12 protein-coding genes are annotated in these 20240 nt (G+C 50.3%); 8 read left to right on the plus strand and 4 right to left on the minus strand.

Annotation, left to right across the window (positions count from 1 at the left end):
- Positions 1 to 185 precede the first annotated feature (185 nt).
- Positions 186 to 2174 (plus strand): LTA synthase family protein, encoded by a 1989-nt coding sequence (locus HMPREF9441_RS04525; RefSeq protein ID WP_008618499.1) that lies wholly within the window; start codon positions 186 to 188, stop codon positions 2172 to 2174.
- A 143-nt stretch (positions 2175 to 2317) separates the two neighbouring features.
- Here the strand turns inward: HMPREF9441_RS04525 and HMPREF9441_RS04530 are convergent, their stop codons facing one another.
- Entirely contained in the window at positions 2318 to 2560 is a 243-nt protein-coding gene (locus tag HMPREF9441_RS04530) for a hypothetical protein (protein WP_009389202.1), read from the minus strand.
- A 305-nt stretch (positions 2561 to 2865) separates the two neighbouring features.
- Here HMPREF9441_RS04530 and HMPREF9441_RS04535 point away from each other — a divergent pair, with 305 nt between their 5' ends.
- Positions 2866 to 3645 (plus strand): exodeoxyribonuclease X C-terminal domain-containing protein, encoded by a 780-nt coding sequence (locus HMPREF9441_RS04535; protein ID WP_008618505.1) that lies wholly within the window; start codon positions 2866 to 2868, stop codon positions 3643 to 3645.
- 3 nt (positions 3646 to 3648) lie between these two features.
- On the opposite strand, the gene HMPREF9441_RS04540 is transcribed toward HMPREF9441_RS04535, so the two are convergent.
- Positions 3649 to 4473, minus strand: a complete 825-nt coding sequence (locus tag HMPREF9441_RS04540) for a peptidylprolyl isomerase (RefSeq protein WP_008618507.1) — start codon at positions 4471 to 4473, stop codon at positions 3649 to 3651.
- 130 nt (positions 4474 to 4603) lie between these two features.
- On the opposite strand from HMPREF9441_RS04540, the gene HMPREF9441_RS04545 reads away from it, so the two are divergent.
- From HMPREF9441_RS04545 to HMPREF9441_RS04565, 5 genes are all read left to right on the plus strand, one after another.
- The gene (locus tag HMPREF9441_RS04545) at positions 4604 to 9196 is read left to right on the plus strand and encodes a translocation/assembly module TamB domain-containing protein (RefSeq protein ID WP_008618509.1); all 4593 of its coding nucleotides are present in this window, start codon (positions 4604 to 4606) and stop codon (positions 9194 to 9196) included.
- Entirely contained in the window at positions 9193 to 11688 is a 2496-nt protein-coding gene (gene tamL / locus HMPREF9441_RS04550; protein ID WP_008618510.1) for a translocation and assembly module lipoprotein TamL, read from the plus strand. The genes HMPREF9441_RS04545 and tamL overlap by 4 nt, the downstream gene beginning before the upstream one ends.
- Positions 11689 to 11834: 146 nt before the next feature.
- The gene (locus HMPREF9441_RS04555) at positions 11835 to 12746 is read left to right on the plus strand and encodes a glycosyltransferase family protein (RefSeq protein WP_008618512.1); all 912 of its coding nucleotides are present in this window, start codon (positions 11835 to 11837) and stop codon (positions 12744 to 12746) included.
- Between the two features lie 45 nt (positions 12747 to 12791).
- On the plus strand, positions 12792 to 14012 hold the full coding sequence (locus HMPREF9441_RS04560) for a tyrosine-type recombinase/integrase (RefSeq protein ID WP_008618513.1): 1221 nt from the start codon (positions 12792 to 12794) through the stop codon (positions 14010 to 14012).
- Between the two features lie 206 nt (positions 14013 to 14218).
- The gene (locus HMPREF9441_RS04565; protein WP_008618516.1) at positions 14219 to 17296 is read left to right on the plus strand and encodes a coiled-coil domain-containing protein; all 3078 of its coding nucleotides are present in this window, start codon (positions 14219 to 14221) and stop codon (positions 17294 to 17296) included.
- 99 nt (positions 17297 to 17395) lie between these two features.
- On the opposite strand, the gene HMPREF9441_RS04570 is transcribed toward HMPREF9441_RS04565, so the two are convergent.
- Positions 17396 to 18130, minus strand: a complete 735-nt coding sequence (locus HMPREF9441_RS04570; RefSeq protein ID WP_008618518.1) for a class I SAM-dependent methyltransferase — start codon at positions 18128 to 18130, stop codon at positions 17396 to 17398.
- Between the two features lie 93 nt (positions 18131 to 18223).
- Here HMPREF9441_RS04570 and HMPREF9441_RS04575 point away from each other — a divergent pair, with 93 nt between their 5' ends.
- A complete protein-coding gene (locus HMPREF9441_RS04575) occupies positions 18224 to 18796 on the plus strand; it encodes a helix-turn-helix domain-containing protein (protein ID WP_244949615.1) in 573 nt (190 codons plus the stop codon).
- Between the two features lie 65 nt (positions 18797 to 18861).
- Here HMPREF9441_RS04575 and HMPREF9441_RS04580 read toward each other — a convergent pair whose 3' ends face one another.
- Positions 18862 to 20238: a M56 family metallopeptidase gene (locus HMPREF9441_RS04580; RefSeq protein ID WP_008618522.1), complete on the minus strand. Its 1377-nt coding sequence runs from the start codon at positions 20236 to 20238 to the stop codon at positions 18862 to 18864.
- Positions 20239 to 20240 lie beyond the last annotated feature (2 nt).

Here is a 20240-nt window from a genome sequence, read left to right on the forward strand (position 1 = left end):
TTCGCGTTCCTCGCACGCGCTCCCAAACTTATTTATAATAACGGACGCAAAGATAATTCTTTTCTGCCAAGGCAAAAAGCATTTTTCAACTTTTAAAAAGAAAAAAGTAGCGGCTGATTTTATATAGATACAATCTTTTTTCCTAAATTCGCGACCAATTACAGAAAATTAACATCCTCGTCATCATGATGAAAAGACTTTTTGCCGGGCGTTTCATCCGCTCGATAGGTTACCTTTTAAGTGTACATCTCGTAGCATTGCTGTTCTTCTTCGGACTCCGTGTCGCGCTTTTTATCGCCACAGACTATGATTTCCCGAAAGAGATATCGGAAGACTATGCCTTGCAAAGCGTGGCGTTCCTGCGCGGCCTCTGGTTCGACAATGTCATCGCCTGTTACATCCTGCTGCTGCCGTTGGCGGTATTCTGGATAGCCGGATGGTTCGGCTACACCGCCCGTTGGCTTTACCGCTCCTCTGCGTTCTTCTTCATCTTTTTCTATTCGCTGTGTTTCATCATTTCCGCAGCCAATATCCCTTATTTCGCCTACTTCTTCAAGCCCATCAATTCCTCCATATTCAACTGGTTCGACTACGCGGGCACTACGGCGGGAATGGTATTCGGCGAAACGTCCTATTACCTTCCCATCGCCTTGGGACTGACAGCCATCGCGGCTTTTGCCTACATCACCCTCCGGCTGTCGCGCACGTTCTTCCTTTTAAGCCGAAACGCCGCGCCCCCGGCAAACAGATGGAAAGCCGCCGCCTTTACGTTTGTGACCGGAACCGCCCTTATAGGCTTGTGCTTTTTCGGCATCCGCGGACGGCGGGGTTATAACCCCATAAAAGTAAGCCAGGCGTATTACTGCAATGATGCCTTCCTGAACCAATTAGGAATTAACCCGGTATTCAACCTGATGACCAGTGCCATCGACGACAACCGGAAGGAAAACCGCCTCCTGCACCTCATGGCGGAAGACGAAGCCATAGCCCGCGTGCAAACCCTCCTCGGACGGAAGGGCATGGACGGCATCTCGCCCATCGCACGCCGCGTGGAAGCCGACAGCCTGCCGACACGCCGCAACGTGGTCGTCATCCTCATGGAGTCCATGTCGGCTCACCTGATGCAAACTTTCGGTCACGAAACCAGCCTTACGCCCTTCCTCGACAGCCTGTGGCAACAATCGCTCAGCTTCAGCCATTTCTATTCATCCGGCATCCACACCAACCATGGCATGTATTCCTCGCTCTATTCGTTCCCGGCCATGATGAAGCGCAACGCCATGAAAGGTTCCGTCATTCCGGTCTACTCCGGCCTGCCCACTGTACTGAAAGAAAACGGCTACCATAACATGTTCTTCATGACTCACGAATCGCAATACGACAACATGAATGCCTTTTTCCGTACCAACGGTTTCGACGACATTTATTCGCAGGAAAACTACCCGGCGGACAAGGTGGTCAACGGATTCGGCGTACAAGACGACTTCCTGTTCCAATACGCCCTGCCCGTGCTCGACCGGCAAGCCCAAAGCGAACAACCGTTTTTCAGCGTCCTGCTCACTATCAGCAACCATCCGCCTTACATCATCCCGCCCTACTTCCATCCGCGCAGCCGGACGACGGAAGAACAAAGCGTGGAATATGCCGACTGGTCCATCCGGAACTTCATGACGGACGCCCTCAAACGCCCTTGGGCGGACCATACGCTGTTTGTCCTCTTGGGCGACCACGGCAAACTGGTGGGCACGCCCGAATGCGAAAGCCCGCAATCGTATAACCACATCCCGCTCATGATTTACGGGCGGGACATAGCTCCGCGCATCGTGGATGCTTACGGCGGGCAGGTGGATTTGGCCCCGACCCTTTTGGGCCTGTTGGGTATCGGTTACGTGCAAAACGATTTCGGTGTGGATTTGCTGAAAGAGAAGCGTCCTTATATGTATTTCACAGCCGACAACCTCATCGGCGTGAGGGATTCGTCACGCCTGTTCCTTTATTTTCCGGACACGCAACAGGAAATCCGATACCGCACGGAGGGTATGACTGTACAGGCTGCTGAGGACGACCCTGTTTTCCGCGACATGAAGCAATACGGTTTTGCCATGCTCCAATGTGCCGAGACACTGGTGCAACGGCAACAAACCCTCAACCATCCTCAAGAGGGCAAGCGGTAGAAAGCGGATCCGGCTCCCTCCTTCCTGAATTTGACATTCTGTCAAAAAGTCAAATCCAAGCATACGAGAATGTCGTATTTGCAGCCCTGTTGGACAAACGGTGCAAATACGCCATTCTCGCGTGTTTACCCATAAACAAAAAGTCAGCCTGTAGCCGTTCCGGCTTTCATTCGGACATCCGGCATGCCCAACCGTCCGCATCTCCATGGAAACCCGTCAGCATCCGTACGGCTATCATGACAAAACGACACACGGATGACGACATTTTCCGGTCTCCAAATAGAGGAAAAAACAGACTTTTCCTCCCGCCGTTCCACCCTTTCCCAGGCATTCGTCCCCGTTTTTATCCATCCTGTGAAACCGTTCTGCGGCAAATGATTTTTCATTCGCCTGCAAACGAAAAATTTTCTTCCTCATGGTAAATTGCATATATACGGAATATCATTGCATAACCGGCTCGCAATATGAATATTTATTCAAAACAGACGCCTAAGAGAGAGCTGAAAGAGGTTCTACATTGCCGAAATAAAATGCAAAAAGTAACAAAATGATAACTTCCCGCCCTCCATTTCGCACGAAATCGCTTGGAAATGATTTCTTTTTTGTGTATATTTGCATACGGCGATACATGCCGTAGAAAGGAGCCATCAAGAACAACATACGATTTTACGAACCGATTCCGGAAACGGACATGGCACGCGTCACGGCTACCGTCGCGACGTTCAACTCCGGACGGACATCCGAAAACGGTTTTTATGCCATCAGCATCGCTACGCCTTACCGGCGGTATTATGCCTTGTGGCGCATATTCGCAGACGAACGCCCTCCCCTCTTTATCCGTACGCTGGCCGATACATTCGTCATGGCCGCAGGCAAAGCCATGGACTTGCTGAAGTACTGCAAGGTAACCCTGAAGTGGGTGGACAATACTTTTTTCATTCCTTATTACGAACAGACTTACGACACGCTGACTTTCGGAAAATACCGGGGCAAACGCATCGCGGAAGTCTACTACATCGACCCGAACTACGTGCTGTGGATGGCCAACCGCTTCGAACCGGAAAAGAAAAAGCTCCTGAAACTAAAAGAAACCGCACAATGTTTTGCCGTGGTACACGCGGAACTCAGTCCCCCGCGACGGCCTGCCTATCGTTCGCCCAGCCGTTACATCGGGGAGAAAGGGAAAAAACTGGAAGCCCTCCAACTGAAAATCTTATATGTCAAACAGCAAGTGGACACTTACAAGCCGGACTTTTATATCGACCAACGCATTCTGGCCGCAGACAGCCAAGGAAACCGTTATACTTTCACCGAAAAAGCAGCCGGAAGAAGCCAGACGCCCAAAGCATTGAGTTGCTTCAGCCGCCAGCTTTCGCCCGGCATGGAAATCACGCTTTCCGCCCGCGTCATGGGACATTACGAGAGTCAGGGCGTGAAATATACGCGTTTAGGATACGTGAAATACGGTTGACGGCTATTCCAAAACCGTCACCTTACGTACCACAATCTCCTGCAAAGGGCGCTCTTTTGCCGTACGCACTTTTTCTATGGCCTCAGCCACTTGCAGTCCTTCCACGACCTCGCCGAACACGGTGTATTCTCCGTCCAGATGGGGCGCACCGCCCACTGTGGTATAGGCCTGTTTCTGCGTTTCGTCGAACGGCACAGGCGGATGGGCGGCCACCTTTGCTTCCGCCTCGTGCAACAAAGAGTCTTTCAGGCTTTCCAACTTTTCGGTTTCGCCACGACGGCGCATCAGGTACATTTCTTTGAGATGGCCTCGCGAAAGTTCCTCGTAAAGCGTATCCACCCGGCTTTGGTAAATGGCCGAATAAAGCTCCATCAACGAACTTGGCGTATAGGTCTTCCCCGTCACGATATAGAACTGCGTACCGCTGGAGGCCTTTTCGGGATTCACGTCATCCCCCATACGGGCTGCCGCCAATGCGCCTTTCTTATGGAAATGGCGCGGATAACGGATTTCCGCCGGAATCGTATAACGGTAGGCCGCAGTATCCACGGCCGGTTTCATTCCCCCGGGTTTGAGGGCCGGGTCTCCGGTCTGCACCATAAAGCCTCGTACGACACGATGAAACAAAATATTGTCGTACGCCCCCGCACGGGCTAACTTGATGAAATTATCACGATGCTTGGGCGTATCGTTATACAACTTCACCTTCATGTCGCCCATAGAGGTTTCTATCAGTACTTCAGTCTCTTCCATTGCTTTCTTCTTTTGCGGACCGCAAGACATTACAGCTATGCAGCACGCGATATAAATCATACTTTTCAAATTCATGCAACCGACGGATGACGATTATTATCCTGCAAAAATAATGAATTCATGGAGTTTTTATTTTATTTTTGTGAAAAAATCCTCCCGAATTCAAAAAAAAGCCGTTCCTTTGTAGTACACTATAACTGAGATTATGAAAAAAAGAATCCTGAAATGGGTAATCGGCATTTTACTCACCCCTATCATACTATTCTTCATATCGGCTACACTGCTTTATCTTCCCCCCATACAAGATTTTGCCGTACGCAAGGCCACGGCCTATCTGTCTGAGACCACCGGTATGAAAGTGCATATAGGCCGACTGCGGTTGACCTTCCTTTTCGATATCGACTTGCAGGACGTGCAAATAAAAGACGGGCAGGACGACAGTCTGCTGGATGTGGAACGTCTGAGCGTGGATTTGAGTTTCGCATCCCTGCTCCACGGGGAAATTGACGTGGAAGGCATCGAACTGACCCGTGCCGCAGTCAACACCAAATCCATGATTGCCGGGGTGGAAATCAAGGGAAGCATAGGACGTTTCTTCGTAAACTCCCACGGTATAGAAATCCCGCAGGAAATGGTGACGGTGAATACGGCCCTTCTTTCGGATGCCGACGTGGCTATCGCTCTGACCGATTCCACGACGGAAGACACGACCGCCAGTTCGCCAGTGAATTGGAAAATCTCCCTTGGGCAAGTGGATCTGGCACGCACCCGGGTACGGTTCAGCATGCCGGGCGACAGTATGACCGTTTCGGGTGGAATCCTTACGGCAGCCCTGCGGAACGGTCTCATAGACTTAGGACAAGCCTTGTACACGGTGGAAACTTTCGACTTGCACGCCGATTCGCTATTCTACGACCTGCCATACGAGAAAACCGCAGAAGGACTGGATGTCAACCATATCGCACTTCGGGACATCGGCCTGGGCATCGACAGTATCACATTCGACGGAAACGCCTTGGGGCTTTCACTGGCTTTGCGCGAAACGCACATGAAAGAAAAAAGCGGTCTGGAAATCCGTTCGCTGACAGGGCACTTCAATATGGATTCCACTTCTCTGCATGTACCCGGACTGGTACTTCGCACCCCAGATTCTTACATCAGGACACAAGCTGACATGGACCTTTCCGCCGTAGCCGAACAGCCCCAAGGAAAAATGTCCGCCCGACTTATGGGAGAACTGGGCAAACAGGACGTATTATTGTTTGCCGGAGGATTGCCCCCGGCCTTTGTCAAGGCTTATCCCAACTCCCCCGTCATCTTACGGTTGTCGGCCGACGGGAATCTGGATACGCTGAACCTCACGACCGCAGAAGCACGGCTGGCCGGCGCTTTTGAACTGAAAGCCGACGGAAAGATGTTCCGGTTGGCGGACTCCGTACGAAGGTCGGGACACGTGAATTTGGACCTGCGTACACGCAATCTCGATTTTGCGAGGGCATTGGCCGGAGAAGAGGCGCTGAAAGACATAGCCCTGCCCCCGATGCGACTGGACGGGAATGTGGGGCTGAACGGACAAAAATACACTGCCGATCTCCGTTTAAGGGAAGGAAAAGGAAACGTGCAAGTAAAAGGAGGATTCGACGCGGCACGCATGGCCTACCAGGCGAAACTGGCCATAAAGGACCTGCAACTCCATCACTTCTTACCCAAAGATTCCCTGTACGGCCTGTCCCTCACGGCATCTGCCAAGGGCGTCGGGACGGATTTCTTCAGCCGGCATACCCGGATGCAGGCCGACATGACATTAGAAAGCCTGCAATACGGACAACTGCATCTCAGTGACATCAAACTGGATGCCGGATTGCAAAAAGGCAACGGCCACGTCGCGCTCGACAGCCATAACCCGCTATTGGATATGCGCTCCAGAATCGACGCGCTGCTGAGCCGACATAATACCGACCTGACTTTCAGTATGGATATGCGCAGCATCGACCTGTATGCCCTGCGCCTGACAGACAAACCGTTCAAGGCCGGCATGTGCCTGCACATGGACGGCAGTACGAACCTGAAAAACGCTCATACGGTACACGGAACGGTATCGGATATCTCTCTCATAATGCAGGATTCGGTATTCCGCCCCAAAGATTTGGCCATGAATGTGCTGGCTCTCCCGGACACTACGTATGCCGACATTTCGGCCGGTGACTTCAAACTGCATCTTGACGGCCGCGACGGCTATGAGACGCTGATGAAAAAAAGCGAAGAATTCATGGCTGTGGCCGACCAGCAACTGCAACGCCGGCATCTGAATCAGGACTCACTCAAGATTTTCCTGCCACGCATGACGCTCAATATGGTGTCGGGAAAAAACAACCCCGTGGCCAACTATCTGACGGCTATGGGCTACTCTCTCAACGAATTGAAGCTGAACCTGAATGCCGACCCCGAAATCGGCCTGAACGGAGGCGGCCATATTTACACGATGAATGCAGGAGGCATCTTACTGGATACGATACAGATGCACATCTTTCAGGATACGACCGGCGTAAAAATGGACGGACGGGTGCGAAACGGCCCCAAGAACAAACAATTCGTATTCGAGTCCCGGCTGAATGCTTATCTGCACTCCACCGGAGCGGGAATCAATCTGATTTATCTGGACGACAAGCGTAAAAAAGGAGTGGATCTGGGGCTGAGAGCCGACGTGCAAGACAATGGCATCAAAATTGTGTTCTCACAAATTCATCCGATTATCGCCTATCGAAAATTCGATATCAACGAGGATAACTACATATTCCTGGGGAACGACAGGCGGGTGGAAGCGGATGTGAATATGCTCGCCGACGACGGAACGGGAGCCAGGATTTACTCGACGCCCAATCCGGAAGCTTTGCAAGACCTGTCCGTCAACCTGAACCATGTAAACCTAAAGGAACTGACCGCCGTCATTCCGTACGCTCCACGCATCTCCGGATTAATGCAAACCGACGCCCACTTGATACAAACGGAGGAAAACCTGTCCGTCGTAGCCGACGTTTCGGTGAAAGACATGGCGTACGAAGATGCACCGCTGGGCAATATCGGCCTGGGAATGGTCTACCTGCCCAACAACGACGGGACGCATTTCGTAGATGCACGTATTTCGCATAACGAAACAGAAGTCCTGACGCTTTCAGGAGCTTACAAAGACAACGGCAAAAGCGGAACGATAGAGGCGGACTTGGATTTGGCAGACTTCCCGCTGTCGTTGGCCAACGGTTTTGTCCCGGACCAGATGGCGGCTTTAGGCGGTATGGCCGACGGCTGCATGAAGGTGAGCGGCCCGACCGACCGACCCGTCGTAGAAGGATGGCTGGCCACCAAAGCCATGAAAATAACGTCATCCGAGTACAGTTTGAACCTGCGTCTGGAGGATGATACCATCAAGGTAAGGCAAAGCCACCTGAATTTAGACAAGTTGAACGTATATTCCACAGGAAAGAACCCACTCGTGTTCGACGGAACGGTGGATTTCGCCAACTTCGATAATATCTTGCTCGACCTGAAAATGAATGCATCCAACTTCGAACTCATCAACGCCAAACGCACCCAACAGGCATCGGCCTACGGAAAAGTGTACGTGGATGTCAATGCACGGATGGCCGGGAATCTGAACAACATCAACATCAACGGACGTTTGGGGGTATTGGGAAGCACCGACGTGACGTACGTGCTGAAAGACACTCCGCTTTCATCGGAAGACCGGTTGAGCGGCCTGGTCACGTTTGTAGACTTCAGCGATACTACGACCGTGGCTACCCAGGAAGAAGTACAGCCCATGAACATGAACGTGATGATGCAAATCAGCATAGACCAGGGTACACAGGTACACTGCCTGCTGAGTGCCGACCGCTCCAAGTACGTTGATCTGGAAGGGGGCGGCGAGCTGACCATGAACTATACTCCGCAGGGAGAACTGACGCTCACCGGACGTTATACGGTGCTGAACGGAGAAATGAAATACTCACTTCCGGTTATCCCTTTGAAGACATTCACCATCGCCTCGGGCAGTTATGTGGATTTCAACGGGCCTATCCTGAATCCTACTTTGAACATCTCGGCGTCCGAACGTATGCGTGCCACCGTGACGGAAAACGATACCCCACGCACTGTTTCCTTCGAAGTGGGGCTGTCCATCACGCGTACGTTGGAAAACATGGGGCTGGAGTTTACCATCGCAGCCCCTGAAGACATGACCGTGCAGAACCAACTCGCAGCCATGTCGATAGAGGAGCGCGGGAAAGTGGCCGTCACCATGTTGGCCACCGGCATGTACTTGTTGGGAGATAATGAAAGCGGAGGATTCTCTACGACCAATGCCCTGAACGCCTTGTTGCAAAGCGAAATCACCAACATTGCAGGCAAGGCTCTTGAAACCATAGACTTGAGCCTCGGCGTAGACCAAGAAACTACGGCCGAAGGAACGGAGCGCACGGATTACTCATTCCGCTTTGCCAAACGCTTCTGGGGCAACCGTGTGAGCATCATCGTGGGCGGTAAAGTGTCTACGGGCGAGAATGTGGAAAACACCGGCCAGTCGTTGATAGATAATGTATCGTTAGAATATCGCTTGGACAAGAGTGCCACACGTTACGTCACCCTATTCTACGACAAGAGTTATGAGTCTTTGTTGGAAGGCGAAATCACCGAAATGGGAGCCGGTCTCGTACTGAGGCGTAAAATGACACGTTTAGGGGAACTGTTTATCTTCAAGAACAGAAAAAAGAATGAACCTCAACACGAAAAAGAGAAGAAATGATGAAGACAAGACTGAAGATATATTGTGGTGTGATCCTGTGCTGCGGTTTGGCGGCAGGGTGCTCAACGACCAAGAACCTTCCCGAAGAAGAGGTTTTGTACACCGGTATCAAGGAAATAGACTATGGCCAAAAGTCGAAAAAGAAAGCCAAGAAAAAGGCTAAACAAAAGGAAGAAGAGGGAGTCATTACCTCTCTGGCCGATGCTTACAAAGCTGTAGACGACTTACTCACACAAAGAGATTTGTCTGTGCTGAAACGGAAAGAGGAATTGACTCAGGAGCAAAAGGACTCCATCGCCGCCGTGCAACGTATCGAAGAAGAGGCGTATGAAACGGCGAAGGAAGAAGTGGATGCGGCACTGGCTTACGCCCCGAACAACGCTCTGTTCGGAAGTTCGTCCTACCGTATTCCGTTCCCCACCGGACTGTGGATATACAACGCTTTAGTGGGCAAGAAGTCACGCTTCGCAAAATGGTTATTCGATACGTTTGCAGGTACTCCGGTCTTCATCAGTACCGTCAATCCGAAAACCCGCGCACTCGTAGCACAAAACACACTCCGGAACTACGGTTATTTCAACGGTACCGTGGATTATGAAATCCTACCGGAAAAGAACCCCAAAAAGGCCAAAATCAGCTATACCGTCAGACCGCGCAATCTGTTTCGTCTGGACTCCATAGCCTACCTGCGCTTTCCGGCTGTGGGCGACAGCCTGATACGGGAAACGTTCCGGCAACGTACCCTTTTCAGCGGTGATCCGTTCAGCGTAATCAATCTCGATGCCGAAAGGACCCGTATTTATAACATGTTCCGTAATTCCGGTTATTTCTACTACAAACCGGAATACATCACCTATCGTGCCGATACCATACAGCGTCCGGGATTCGTACAACTGCAAGTCGTACCGGCCGACGGCATTCCCGCATCGGCCAACAAAAGGTATTACCTCGGACGGACCACCGTCAATCTGTTCAATAATGATTCTTATGAACTGACCGACACGCTACAGTTTCGCGATTACACCTTATATTATGACGGAGGAAAGAAAGGCAAAATTCCTTTGCGCTTCGGTGCCCTCCGGCGTAATCTGTTCTATCGGAAAGGCATGCTCTACCGACAGGACATTATGAGCTTCGTACAACAGCAACTCTCGGAAATGAATGTGTTCAGCACGGTAAACCTGAAATACGTTCCGCGTGATACCACAGCACTCAACGATACGCTCGACATCGAAATCACCGGTATTCTGGACAAACCCTACGACGGGGAGTTCACCACAAAGGTAACCTCTAAAAGCAATGGGCAGATCGGTCCGGGACTCTCGTTCAGCATGTCCAAACGCAATGCTTTCCGAGGAGCGGAAAAGCTGAAATTCGAAGTACACGGATCATACGAATGGCAAACCAACTCCACCGTACAGGGACGTAGTTCCGTCATCAACTCCTACGAATACGGTACTTCATTGTCATTGGACTATCCCCGACTGATATTTCCCGGGGCACGTAAGTTCTCCCGACGCGCCAAAACGAGCACCTCGTTTGTACTGGATGCTACATGGATGAACCGGGCCAACTATTTCGGCATGGTGTCTTTGAGCGCACGGGCGGCCTATACTTACCAAGCGCGTCCTACCATCAAACACGAATTCGTCCCGTTCCGCTTGGATTACGACGAACTGTTGAGTACAACCGCCACTTTCGACTCTATCATGAACGTCAACCAGGCACTCTACGTAAGTATGCGCGACCAGTTCGTTCCTTCCATGCGATACACTTTCACTTATTCCAGTCCGCGCAAGGCACGCAATCCGCGAACTTTCATCTTTGAAGTGAAAGAAAGCGGAAACATCACTTCCGGTATTTACGCCGCTTTCGGTAAACCGTTCAACCAAAAAGACAAGAAACTTTTCAACGTGCCTTTTGCACAGTATATCCGTTTTCTGGCTGAGTTCAGAGAAGAATTCCGCCTTACTCCCCGTACAAGCATCGCCACGCGAGTGGGAACCGGCGTGATATTCAGTTACGGAAACTCTACCGCAGCTCCTTACAACGATCTCTTCAGCGTAGGTGGTGCTAACAGCATCCGTGCGTTCACCGTCCGCGGCGTGGGGCCGGGTAGCTATATTCCGGGCGCGTCGGCCTATTCCTATATCGACCAAATGGGAGACTTCAAAATCGAAATGAACGCCGAGTATCGCTTCCCCATCGTTTCTATGCTTTCCGGAGCCGTATTCCTGGATGCTGGAAACGTTTGGCTTCTGGATGCAGACGTAAACCGCCCGGGAGGAACGTTCGACATTTCAAGGTTCGGCAAAGACTTGGCTTTAGGCACCGGATTGGGCATTCGTTGCGACCTCGATTTCCTCGTATTGCGTTTCGATGTCGGAGTGGGACTTCACGCTCCTTACGACACAGGAAAGAGCGGCTATTACAACATGCCGAAATTCAAAGACAGTCTGGGATACCATTTTGCCGTAGGTTATCCGTTCTAAAACGGGCTGTAGCACGGACGGCCCCTCCTGTTTTCCCAAACAGTTCAAAGGGCTTAAAAAAAGAAGCCGAAAACACGACTTTTTCAAATAAAAAAGCTACTTTTGCAATACAGAACGTAAATATTTAACTTTTTAAACGAACGAATATGAAACCTACACTTTTCTTATTGGCTGCCGGTATGGGTAGCCGTTATGGCGGTTTGAAACAATTGGACGGGCTGGGTCCGAATGGCGAAACCATCATGGACTATTCTATCTATGATGCCATCCGTGCCGGTTTCGGCAAAATTGTCTTCGTCATCCGCAAAGACTTTGAAGAACAATTCCGCACACAAATCCTTTCAAAATACGAAGGAAAGATTCCGGCTGAGTTGGTATTCCAAAGCCTGGACGCACTGCCCGAAGGTTTTACTTGCCCGGAAGGCCGCGTAAAGCCATGGGGTACGAACCATGCCGTATTGATGGGTAAAGATGTCATCAAAGAACCGTTCTGTGTCATCAACTGTGATGACTTCTACGGCCGCGACGCATTCGCCACCATCGGCAAGTTCCTGAGCGAATTGCCGGAAGGCTGCCAAAATACATACGCCATGGTGGGCTTCCGTTGCTGCAATACGCTCAGCGAAAACGGCTCCGTTGCACGTGGTGTCTGCATGTACGACGACCATCATCACTTGAAAGATGTGGTGGAACGTACGGAAATCATGCGTGTGGACGGTCCTATCTGCTACAAAGACGAAGAAGGTAAATGGATTCCGTTGGAAGAGAACGTACCGGTCAGCATGAACATGTGGGGCTTCACTCCCGACTACTTCCAGCATAGCGAAGAATATTTCAAAGAGTTTCTGAGCAATCCGAAGAACATGGAAAATCCGAAAGCCGAGTTCTTCATCCCGCTGATGGTGAATAAGCTCATCAACGAAGGTACCGCTACGGTAGAAGTGCTCGACACTACCAGCAAATGGTTCGGTGTAACATACGCTGCCGACCGTGAAGCCACAGTAGAAAAGATTGCCTCCTTGGTAGCAGCAGGAGAATACCCGGAAAAGCTGTTCTAAACAAGGCTCTTTTATTTCTTTACCTAAAAAAAGAATCCTTCTTGCATGGAGTTCATCCGGCAAGAAGGATTCTTTTTTTATATTGTCCGCCCTCCATCTGACTGTCACCTAAAGGCAGTCTGTTTTTTTCTGCAAGATAAAGTAAAAAACACAGTATTGTCTTACAAAAAAAATCGTAAAATGAAGAAATCAACAATCTGTAAAAGCAAGAAAGCCGACTTCTTGTCTTTCATGCAAAATCAAATCCAAGAAAAAAAGATGCGCAACAAAATCAAAACATCTGCGAACTACCAATCATCCCTGCGTTCCTTTACACATTTCCTCCAAACCAAAGGCTACTGTCGCTCTGTAAGCTTCGAATCTATCACCGAAGAATTAATCGCATCTTACGAAACCTACCTACAACACGAACGCGGTATCACCAAAAACAGCAGTTCCTTTTATATCCGCACATTGCATGCGGCCTATAAAAAAGGAATTGCCATGCTCAATCTGAAACTTCGAGACCCCTTCGGCAACGTCTATACGGGAGTAGACAAAACCCGAAAACGGGCTGTAAACATCGATGTCATCATCAAACTCATGCAATATAAGAAGCTCAATAAAAGTATGGAATTCAGTCGCGATACATTTGTATTTTGCTTTTTCGCACAAGGTATGTCTTTCATAGACTTCGCCAAACTAAAAAAGGAAAATCTGCAAAACGGACGCCTTTCCTATTATCGAAGTAAAACCGGACGCCTGCTCTCTGTCAAGGTAGACAGAATCATGAGAACCATCATCAATAAATACGCCTCTCCCCAATCGGACTTTCTTTTCCCTGTAATGAAAACCACAGAATTCCGACAGTCCGTTTACGACTCAGCCTTACGGACATACAATCTCAATTTAAAAAAGCTATCCGAATTGTTAGGAGAGAAAGCCACGCTCACCTCTTACGTCCCGAGGCATTCATGGGCCTCGGAAGCCTTAAAGCTTCATATCCCGATGCACGTCATCAGCGAGTCTATGGGGCATTCCAATGAAAAGACCACTTCCATCTATCTCACTTCGCTGGACCACCGCAATATTGATGCTGCAACAAGAAAAATATTTGAAAAGGCAAATAGAAGAAGTAAAATAAAGAAACGAATCAGACAGTCTTCAACAAAAACTTCAACGCTCTCCTATTCAGCAATATATCCTCAATATTATTATTCCATCTCTATGCAAGAGGTGGATAAATCCGATGCAAATGTAGATAAAATACTTAAACCCACAAAATAATCGGTCTTTTTTTCTCGAAAAAACAAATGATTTACTAAAAAAACACGAAAGAACAGATTTGGAAGATGGTTCTAAAGCACTATGACTCACATATAATAGACAGGCCTACATTCCCTTTTTCCACCTCTTGCATAGAGAGAGAAAAGAATATGATTCTAAAAACAGGAAAGTAGAGAACATATATTTTTTAATTAATTTGTTTTATTATGAAGAAGAAGTTTATTAGTGTTGCGATGTTTTGCGCATTGATTGCCAGTTCCCCGGTTTGGGTCGGCTGCTCAGATTACGATGACGACATTGCCAATCTACAATCACAGGTAGACGCATTGAAACAAACGGTAGATGTTTCAACCGCAGAAGCCCTGAAAGCCCTGCAAGAAGCTCAAGCCGCATTGCAGGAGGACATCAACGAATTGACAGCGGGCAAAGCCGACACACAGGCCGTGAAGGACTTACAGGAAACCGTGGCTGCACTCCAAACAGCCATCACAGAGAACGACATCACCAAAATCGGCGAATTGAGTTCTCAGGTCAGCGAACTGATCACACAGGTAAATGGAATAGAAGGCGACTTGGATAAGACCCAAAGCGACCTTGAGCAACAAAAGACTGAGTTGGAAGGCAAGGTCAACAGCCTGCGCACCGATTTGGAGAAAGCCATTGCCGACAAAGCCGACCAAGCTACCGTGGACAACATCAAGTCTGAATTGGATACGGCCGTAACAAACCTTACAGACGTAGAAAACCGTTTGGTGGAAGTAGAGAAATGGATTAAGAACAACGGGCAGGAATTGGCCAAACTGACTGCAAACGTAAGCCAGATCAACAACCTGATAGCTAAAATCAGTGAAGAAGCGGCTACGACTATTTCCGACCCAGCCATCTTGGCAGCCATCAAGGCATTGCCCACCACGGTAAGTTCACTTACCACCCTGCAACAACAAATCGGTAAGGAAACGGAAGCCGGAAGCATCCTCTACCGTCTGGCCGCCCTCGAAGAATGGAAGAACACTATCGTGACCGAATTACTGACCGGCACGGGATACAGCAGCTTTGCCGACATTTGCCAAGACATCAAAGAGCTGCAAGAAGCATTGACGGGCAGCGGCAGCGAAACTCCGGGCGTAGACCCGAGCGACCCGGGCTTGGTTGAACAATTCAACGCACTGAAAGCCGAAATGGCCAAGTTCGACATGATTCAAAGCGTGGTGTACATCCCGAACCTTACTTCTACCGAAGAAGGAGGCTATTTGTTGAAGTCTTCCGTGCTGAAAGTGTACAATAAAAACAGCACGGCCGCGAACGAGGATGATAAATACGAGGAAGTAGCACAAAGCACAAAATCCAACACGATTCAGTTCCGCGTGTCTCCGGCCTCCAAAGCCAAGGACTTCACAGGGGATAACCCTAAATATACCTTGACTTTCGACGGAACTAAAATCGAAAAGAAAAACTTCTCTGAATTGGTTACTGTTGGAGAAGCCCGATTGAAAGATGCAGATGCAGGTATTATAGAATACACCGTAGAAACTCAAATAAAGGACAATGAGGTATGGGCTGTTTGCGCTGTCATCAAGGCTGTGGAACAAACTGCCGAAGAAGGTGAAGAAAGTACGGGCGCAAAGGATAATACCGAACTGACCACGACCTACTTTACGGCAACGAGAGTAACGGACAAAGTGAAAACCATTGCCGTCACAAACTCCAACCAAGACAAAACGACCATGCCTTACAAGAATCCAGACGGCAGCGAGAGCACGATAGACTACACTGCAGGCCGCAAGGTCGTAGGTTACGATGCATCTAATACCCCCATCGTAGAAGACATGATTGATGAATACGGTGTTCCGACGACTATTACGTACAAATGTACGGCTGATAATACAGAGTGGTTCGAGGTTGAAAACGGCGTACTGAGCATGACAGACGCATCAAACGCCATGATTGGACGTACGGTTACAGTCACCGCTTCAGTCACGTTAGGTTCAATCGAACTCCAAGCTCCGGCATACAAAGAAGTGACGGTGACCCGCCGTGTGGTAGAGCATACCGTAGCAGGTGAACCTAAGACATTGATATGGAACCAGAACAACCAGTACATCGCCTTGAGTACCGGGGAAATGGATGCCATCATCAAGGAGACTGAATTGTCTCGCGGTGATTTCAATGAACTTGTCGAAGAAAACAAACCGACAAACTTGAATAGCTTGTGCCTGATGACCGGTGCAGATATCTTAACATTAGACACTGAAGCTGAGAATGTTGAAAACGACAACACCTTGTACATTGTCGTTCCCGGCAAACTGAATACCGGTACAGCCCAGACCCTCGACATCACATTGAAGGAGGAAACTACCGAAGGTACCAGCACTACGCAAACCGACTCTTACGTAATCAAGGTGAAAGTCAGCGACATGCAGTATCCTGTTTCCGCAATCGAGAAGAACCCGGTACGTTGGAACCAAGACGGACAGACCATCGAATACACTCCGCAGATTGAATGGGAAAAAGGCACGACCGACATTGTGGCTAGCATGAACAATGTCTTTAATGCTAAAGACTTGTTCGCCGACTACGAAGAATTGAACAAACAAGCTAACGACCTTGGCTTCAAACTTGTTGTCGGAATCAAAGACAATGCAACTATCAAGGGGGTCACTTACAATAATGCCAATAGAACACTCACTTACGACAAGTCTCAATATGAGGGTGACAACGTAAGCCTAGTAATCTACTTGGATTACAATGGTAAGAAGATTGCTGAAACCTACTGTGAAATCAGCGTACAAAAGCTGAGTGGAACCTGGAAGAACCCGACCGAAATGGCTATGACCGTCTACGATTTGTCTAAGACCTACAATGTGTCCACAGGTGCCGAGTGGGTTGACTTTGCCGGACGCACCATATGGAAAGACGGTGCCGTAGTGGAGACGACCAAAGATGACAAGGGCAACTGGAAGTCTAAGTTCAGCAAGGATCCGTTCTCAACAATGGTATACGGCATGACTGCACCGTCATTCGCTATCGTCAATCCGCATACTGGAAAAGTTGATGACTACAAAGACAAATATGTCATTGTTGACTCAAAGACCGGCGTAGTTACGTTCAACGAAAATGCAACACAATCAGGGTTCGATGCCGCTCATACGGTAACCATCCGCATCAGTGCCGATTCTCCGTGGGGCGCAATCGAGAACATGAATGTGGGCGAGAGCGGCTACTACGTAGACGTGACGTTCACCATTGGAAAAGGTGCAAGCAACAATTACAAAGGAGAAATGTAATCCCGCAAAAAGCCTTGCCCATCCGTTTTCTCTCCATCTACGGACGAGGTAAGGAAGGTTGGTCAGAGACGGTCTCCGCGAGGAGGCCGTCTCTTGTATTTATAACGTTACGGACAGCCGCGCCAGATAATCATAATGTTCTCCGTCCTGCAACCGTTCCGCACGGAAACCGTTTTCCTGTGCATAGTAGGCCAAAGTGTCGAAGTCCACATAGAGCCACGGGAAAGGTGCACCTTTCACTCGCTTGTACTGCATCCGGAAATCCAACTCACCGTAGTAACCGGCATTCAGGTCAATGTCCAACGCGCCGTCTTCGTCTTCATAAATATAGCGCAAGTCACTGGAATCCACCAACACGCAACCGCTGGGTGCCAACAGTTGCTTCATGCGACGGAAAAACAAGGGCATGCGTTCCAGCCGCCCGATGATGCCGGAACCGTTCATCAACATCAGCACCGTATCGTAACATCCTGCGAAAGCCTCGTCGAAGACATCCGCCTCCCAAGCCTGCCTCACCCCGCGCCGACGCATCACGTCCACCGACAACGGCGAGATGTCCACCGCCGTCACGTCCAACCCGCGCCTTTGCAAGGCCAGGCTGTGGCAGCCCGCCCCGGCACCGACATCCAACACCCGCCCGCGACACAAGTCCAAAGCTTTCCGTTCCAATGGCGGCATATCCTCCTCTTCACGAAACAACGTGCCGACCGGCATCTCGTCTTCGTCAAACTGTGGGGAGAACCCCCGCAGGCGACCGACCCGGCCTGTCTCATAATAGTCACGGATGGCCTGCCCCATCGGGTCGCATCCGTCTTCCAACAATCCGTTCTTCATATTTTTATGTCTTGGCAGCGCAAAGATACGACAAATATCCTCGCCGCTACGCTTATTTGCATTATCTTTGCAGTCTATAGGCTTCACGTTTTTATGGAAACAGACCGTAACATATACATCAAGAACATGGTGTGCGACCGTTGCGTCATGGTCGTACGGAGCGTACTGGAACGTCTCGGGCTGATGCCCTTATCGGTCGAACTCGGACGGGCCGAACTTTCCGCCCCTCTCACAGAGACCGCACGCCAGGCCCTGCGCGAGGCCCTCGCTCCCTTGGGATTCGAACTGATAGACGACCCGCGCATCCGTACCGTAGAGCATATCAAGCGTCTCATCATCGAACTCGTGCACCATCAGGACAACCGCCTGCGGACAAACCTGTCGCAATACCTCGCCACGGAGTGCCGCCACGATTACGGTACGCTCAGCAAGCTGTTCTCCGAAACGCAAGGCACGACCATCGAAAAATACTTTATCGCCCAGAAAATCGAACGTGCCAAGGAACTGTTGGATTACGGTGAACTGACCCTCAACGAAATAGCCGACCGGCTGAACTATTCAAGTACCGCCCACCTCAGTGCCCAGTTCAAGGCACAGACCGGATATACTCCACGGCAATACAGGCAACAGAAAGAGCGGGCACGTATCCCTTTGGACAAGATTTGAAAAAACGCCCGTCCGGGAAATCCCGGACAGGCGTGAAAACACCGGCATCATGCAGGCCGCGCACCTTACGGTATCCATTTAAAAGTCCGAGGCTTGTTGTACGCCATGTTGAGTTTTAACAAATCCTGCACGTCCTCAGGCCGATAGGAGTGCGACAACTCCGCCACGGCCATCCGGACGGCCTCTTGCACAGAGTGTTCCACGGCCTGCAAGTCCTCCTTTTTCGTTTCCACACGGGTGGTAATCCGCACGGTGAACCGCTTTCCTGCCTTGAACGCGTTTTGCAACCGGGCAAAATGCTTCACCAAAGAGGCCGACATGATCTCTTGCACCTGTTCCGGCATCATGATTTCTCCTTTCCGCCCATACCGGTTTCCCAGCGGGTCAAAAAACACCTTTCCTCTGTGGTTGATATACACGTCGTACACGTTCGGGCCGTCTTCCACTTCGACGTAACGCCTTTCCTGCCCCACCGTGTCCGTCGGTGCCTCGCCTGCGGTTTCCACATCCGCCGTCTTCTCCTGCAACCACTCCACATTCATTTCCGGCCGGGCAAACAGCCATGCCGTACCACCCGCCAAGGGTATGGCCCACAACAGGGCCAACCGTCTCCACCGGTTTGTTCTTTTCCGTAACATCATAACTACACGTTTTTTGAGTGAACAGTGCAAAAAGCCGCTCGCCATGGCATATTTCTTTGCGCCCACAGCCTTCCGCACCAACAACATTTGATATGTTTTCGCATCGATGCCTTGTCCAAGTACGCCTTCATCGGCCTGATATTCATGCACCTCGCGCAATTCCTTGCGCAACAACCATGCCACGGGATGAAACCAAAACAAGGTGACAAGCCCCTGCATCAGGCATTCGTCCCACGTGTGGCGGTAGCGGATGTGCATCAGTTCGTGCAGCCGTATCAAAGGGAAATCCCGGTAATCCGCACGGTTCATCACCAACCAACGCCCCACACAGAAAGCCCCCACCGGTTCGTCCGTCCACACTTCCGTCCACTTCTTCTCTCTCCTGCACGTGCCGCATTTCACCAACCGCCACACGCGCACATACCCCAAAAGCCAGAAAATCAGCATGCAGACGGTTCCGGTACAATACACGACGGGCACGACAGCCCATCCCGCAGCCTCATCCCCACATGCCGGAAGTTCCCGGCCAAGGGCCGTTTCCGCCCCACCGTCAGAACCGCTTTCCGGCCACGCCTCCGCCAGTTTCTCGTTCCACACACGCAACGGGCGTTGCACGGGACTCTCCCGCTCCACCGTCCACGGCACAAGGGGCATGCACAGGCAAACCGCCACTCCCCACAGCAATAACCTGCGGTTGAAGCCGAACAAGGTGGAACCGGCAAACAGCCATTTGTAGAACCCGTAAAGGACGCACAGGCAAATGCCGGCCTTTGTCAGATACATGAATACCGCCGCTGTCATAC

It is taken from the genome of Paraprevotella clara YIT 11840 (genome assembly GCF_000233955.1).
Taxonomy (GTDB): Bacteria; Bacteroidota; Bacteroidia; order Bacteroidales; family Bacteroidaceae; genus Paraprevotella; species Paraprevotella clara.

Coding starts and splice junctions, on each gene's coding strand:
- HMPREF9441_RS04560 (WP_008618513.1), top strand. CDS start 12,792: ATGGAGTTCATCCGGCAAGAAGGATTCTTTTTTTATATTGTCCGCCCT.
- HMPREF9441_RS04565 (WP_008618516.1), top strand. CDS start 14,219: ATGAAGAAGAAGTTTATTAGTGTTGCGATGTTTTGCGCATTGATTGCC.
- HMPREF9441_RS04530 (WP_009389202.1), bottom strand. CDS start 2,560: ATGAAAAATCATTTGCCGCAGAACGGTTTCACAGGATGGATAAAAACG.
- HMPREF9441_RS04525 (WP_008618499.1), top strand. CDS start 186: ATGATGAAAAGACTTTTTGCCGGGCGTTTCATCCGCTCGATAGGTTAC.
- HMPREF9441_RS04555 (WP_008618512.1), top strand. CDS start 11,835: ATGAAACCTACACTTTTCTTATTGGCTGCCGGTATGGGTAGCCGTTAT.
- HMPREF9441_RS04535 (WP_008618505.1), top strand. CDS start 2,866: ATGGCACGCGTCACGGCTACCGTCGCGACGTTCAACTCCGGACGGACA.
- HMPREF9441_RS04575 (WP_244949615.1), top strand. CDS start 18,224: ATGGAAACAGACCGTAACATATACATCAAGAACATGGTGTGCGACCGT.
- tamL (WP_008618510.1), top strand. CDS start 9,193: ATGATGAAGACAAGACTGAAGATATATTGTGGTGTGATCCTGTGCTGC.
- HMPREF9441_RS04580 (WP_008618522.1), bottom strand. CDS start 20,238: ATGACAGCGGCGGTATTCATGTATCTGACAAAGGCCGGCATTTGCCTG.
- HMPREF9441_RS04570 (WP_008618518.1), bottom strand. CDS start 18,130: ATGAAGAACGGATTGTTGGAAGACGGATGCGACCCGATGGGGCAGGCC.
- HMPREF9441_RS04545 (WP_008618509.1), top strand. CDS start 4,604: ATGAAAAAAAGAATCCTGAAATGGGTAATCGGCATTTTACTCACCCCT.
- HMPREF9441_RS04540 (WP_008618507.1), bottom strand. CDS start 4,473: ATGAATTTGAAAAGTATGATTTATATCGCGTGCTGCATAGCTGTAATG.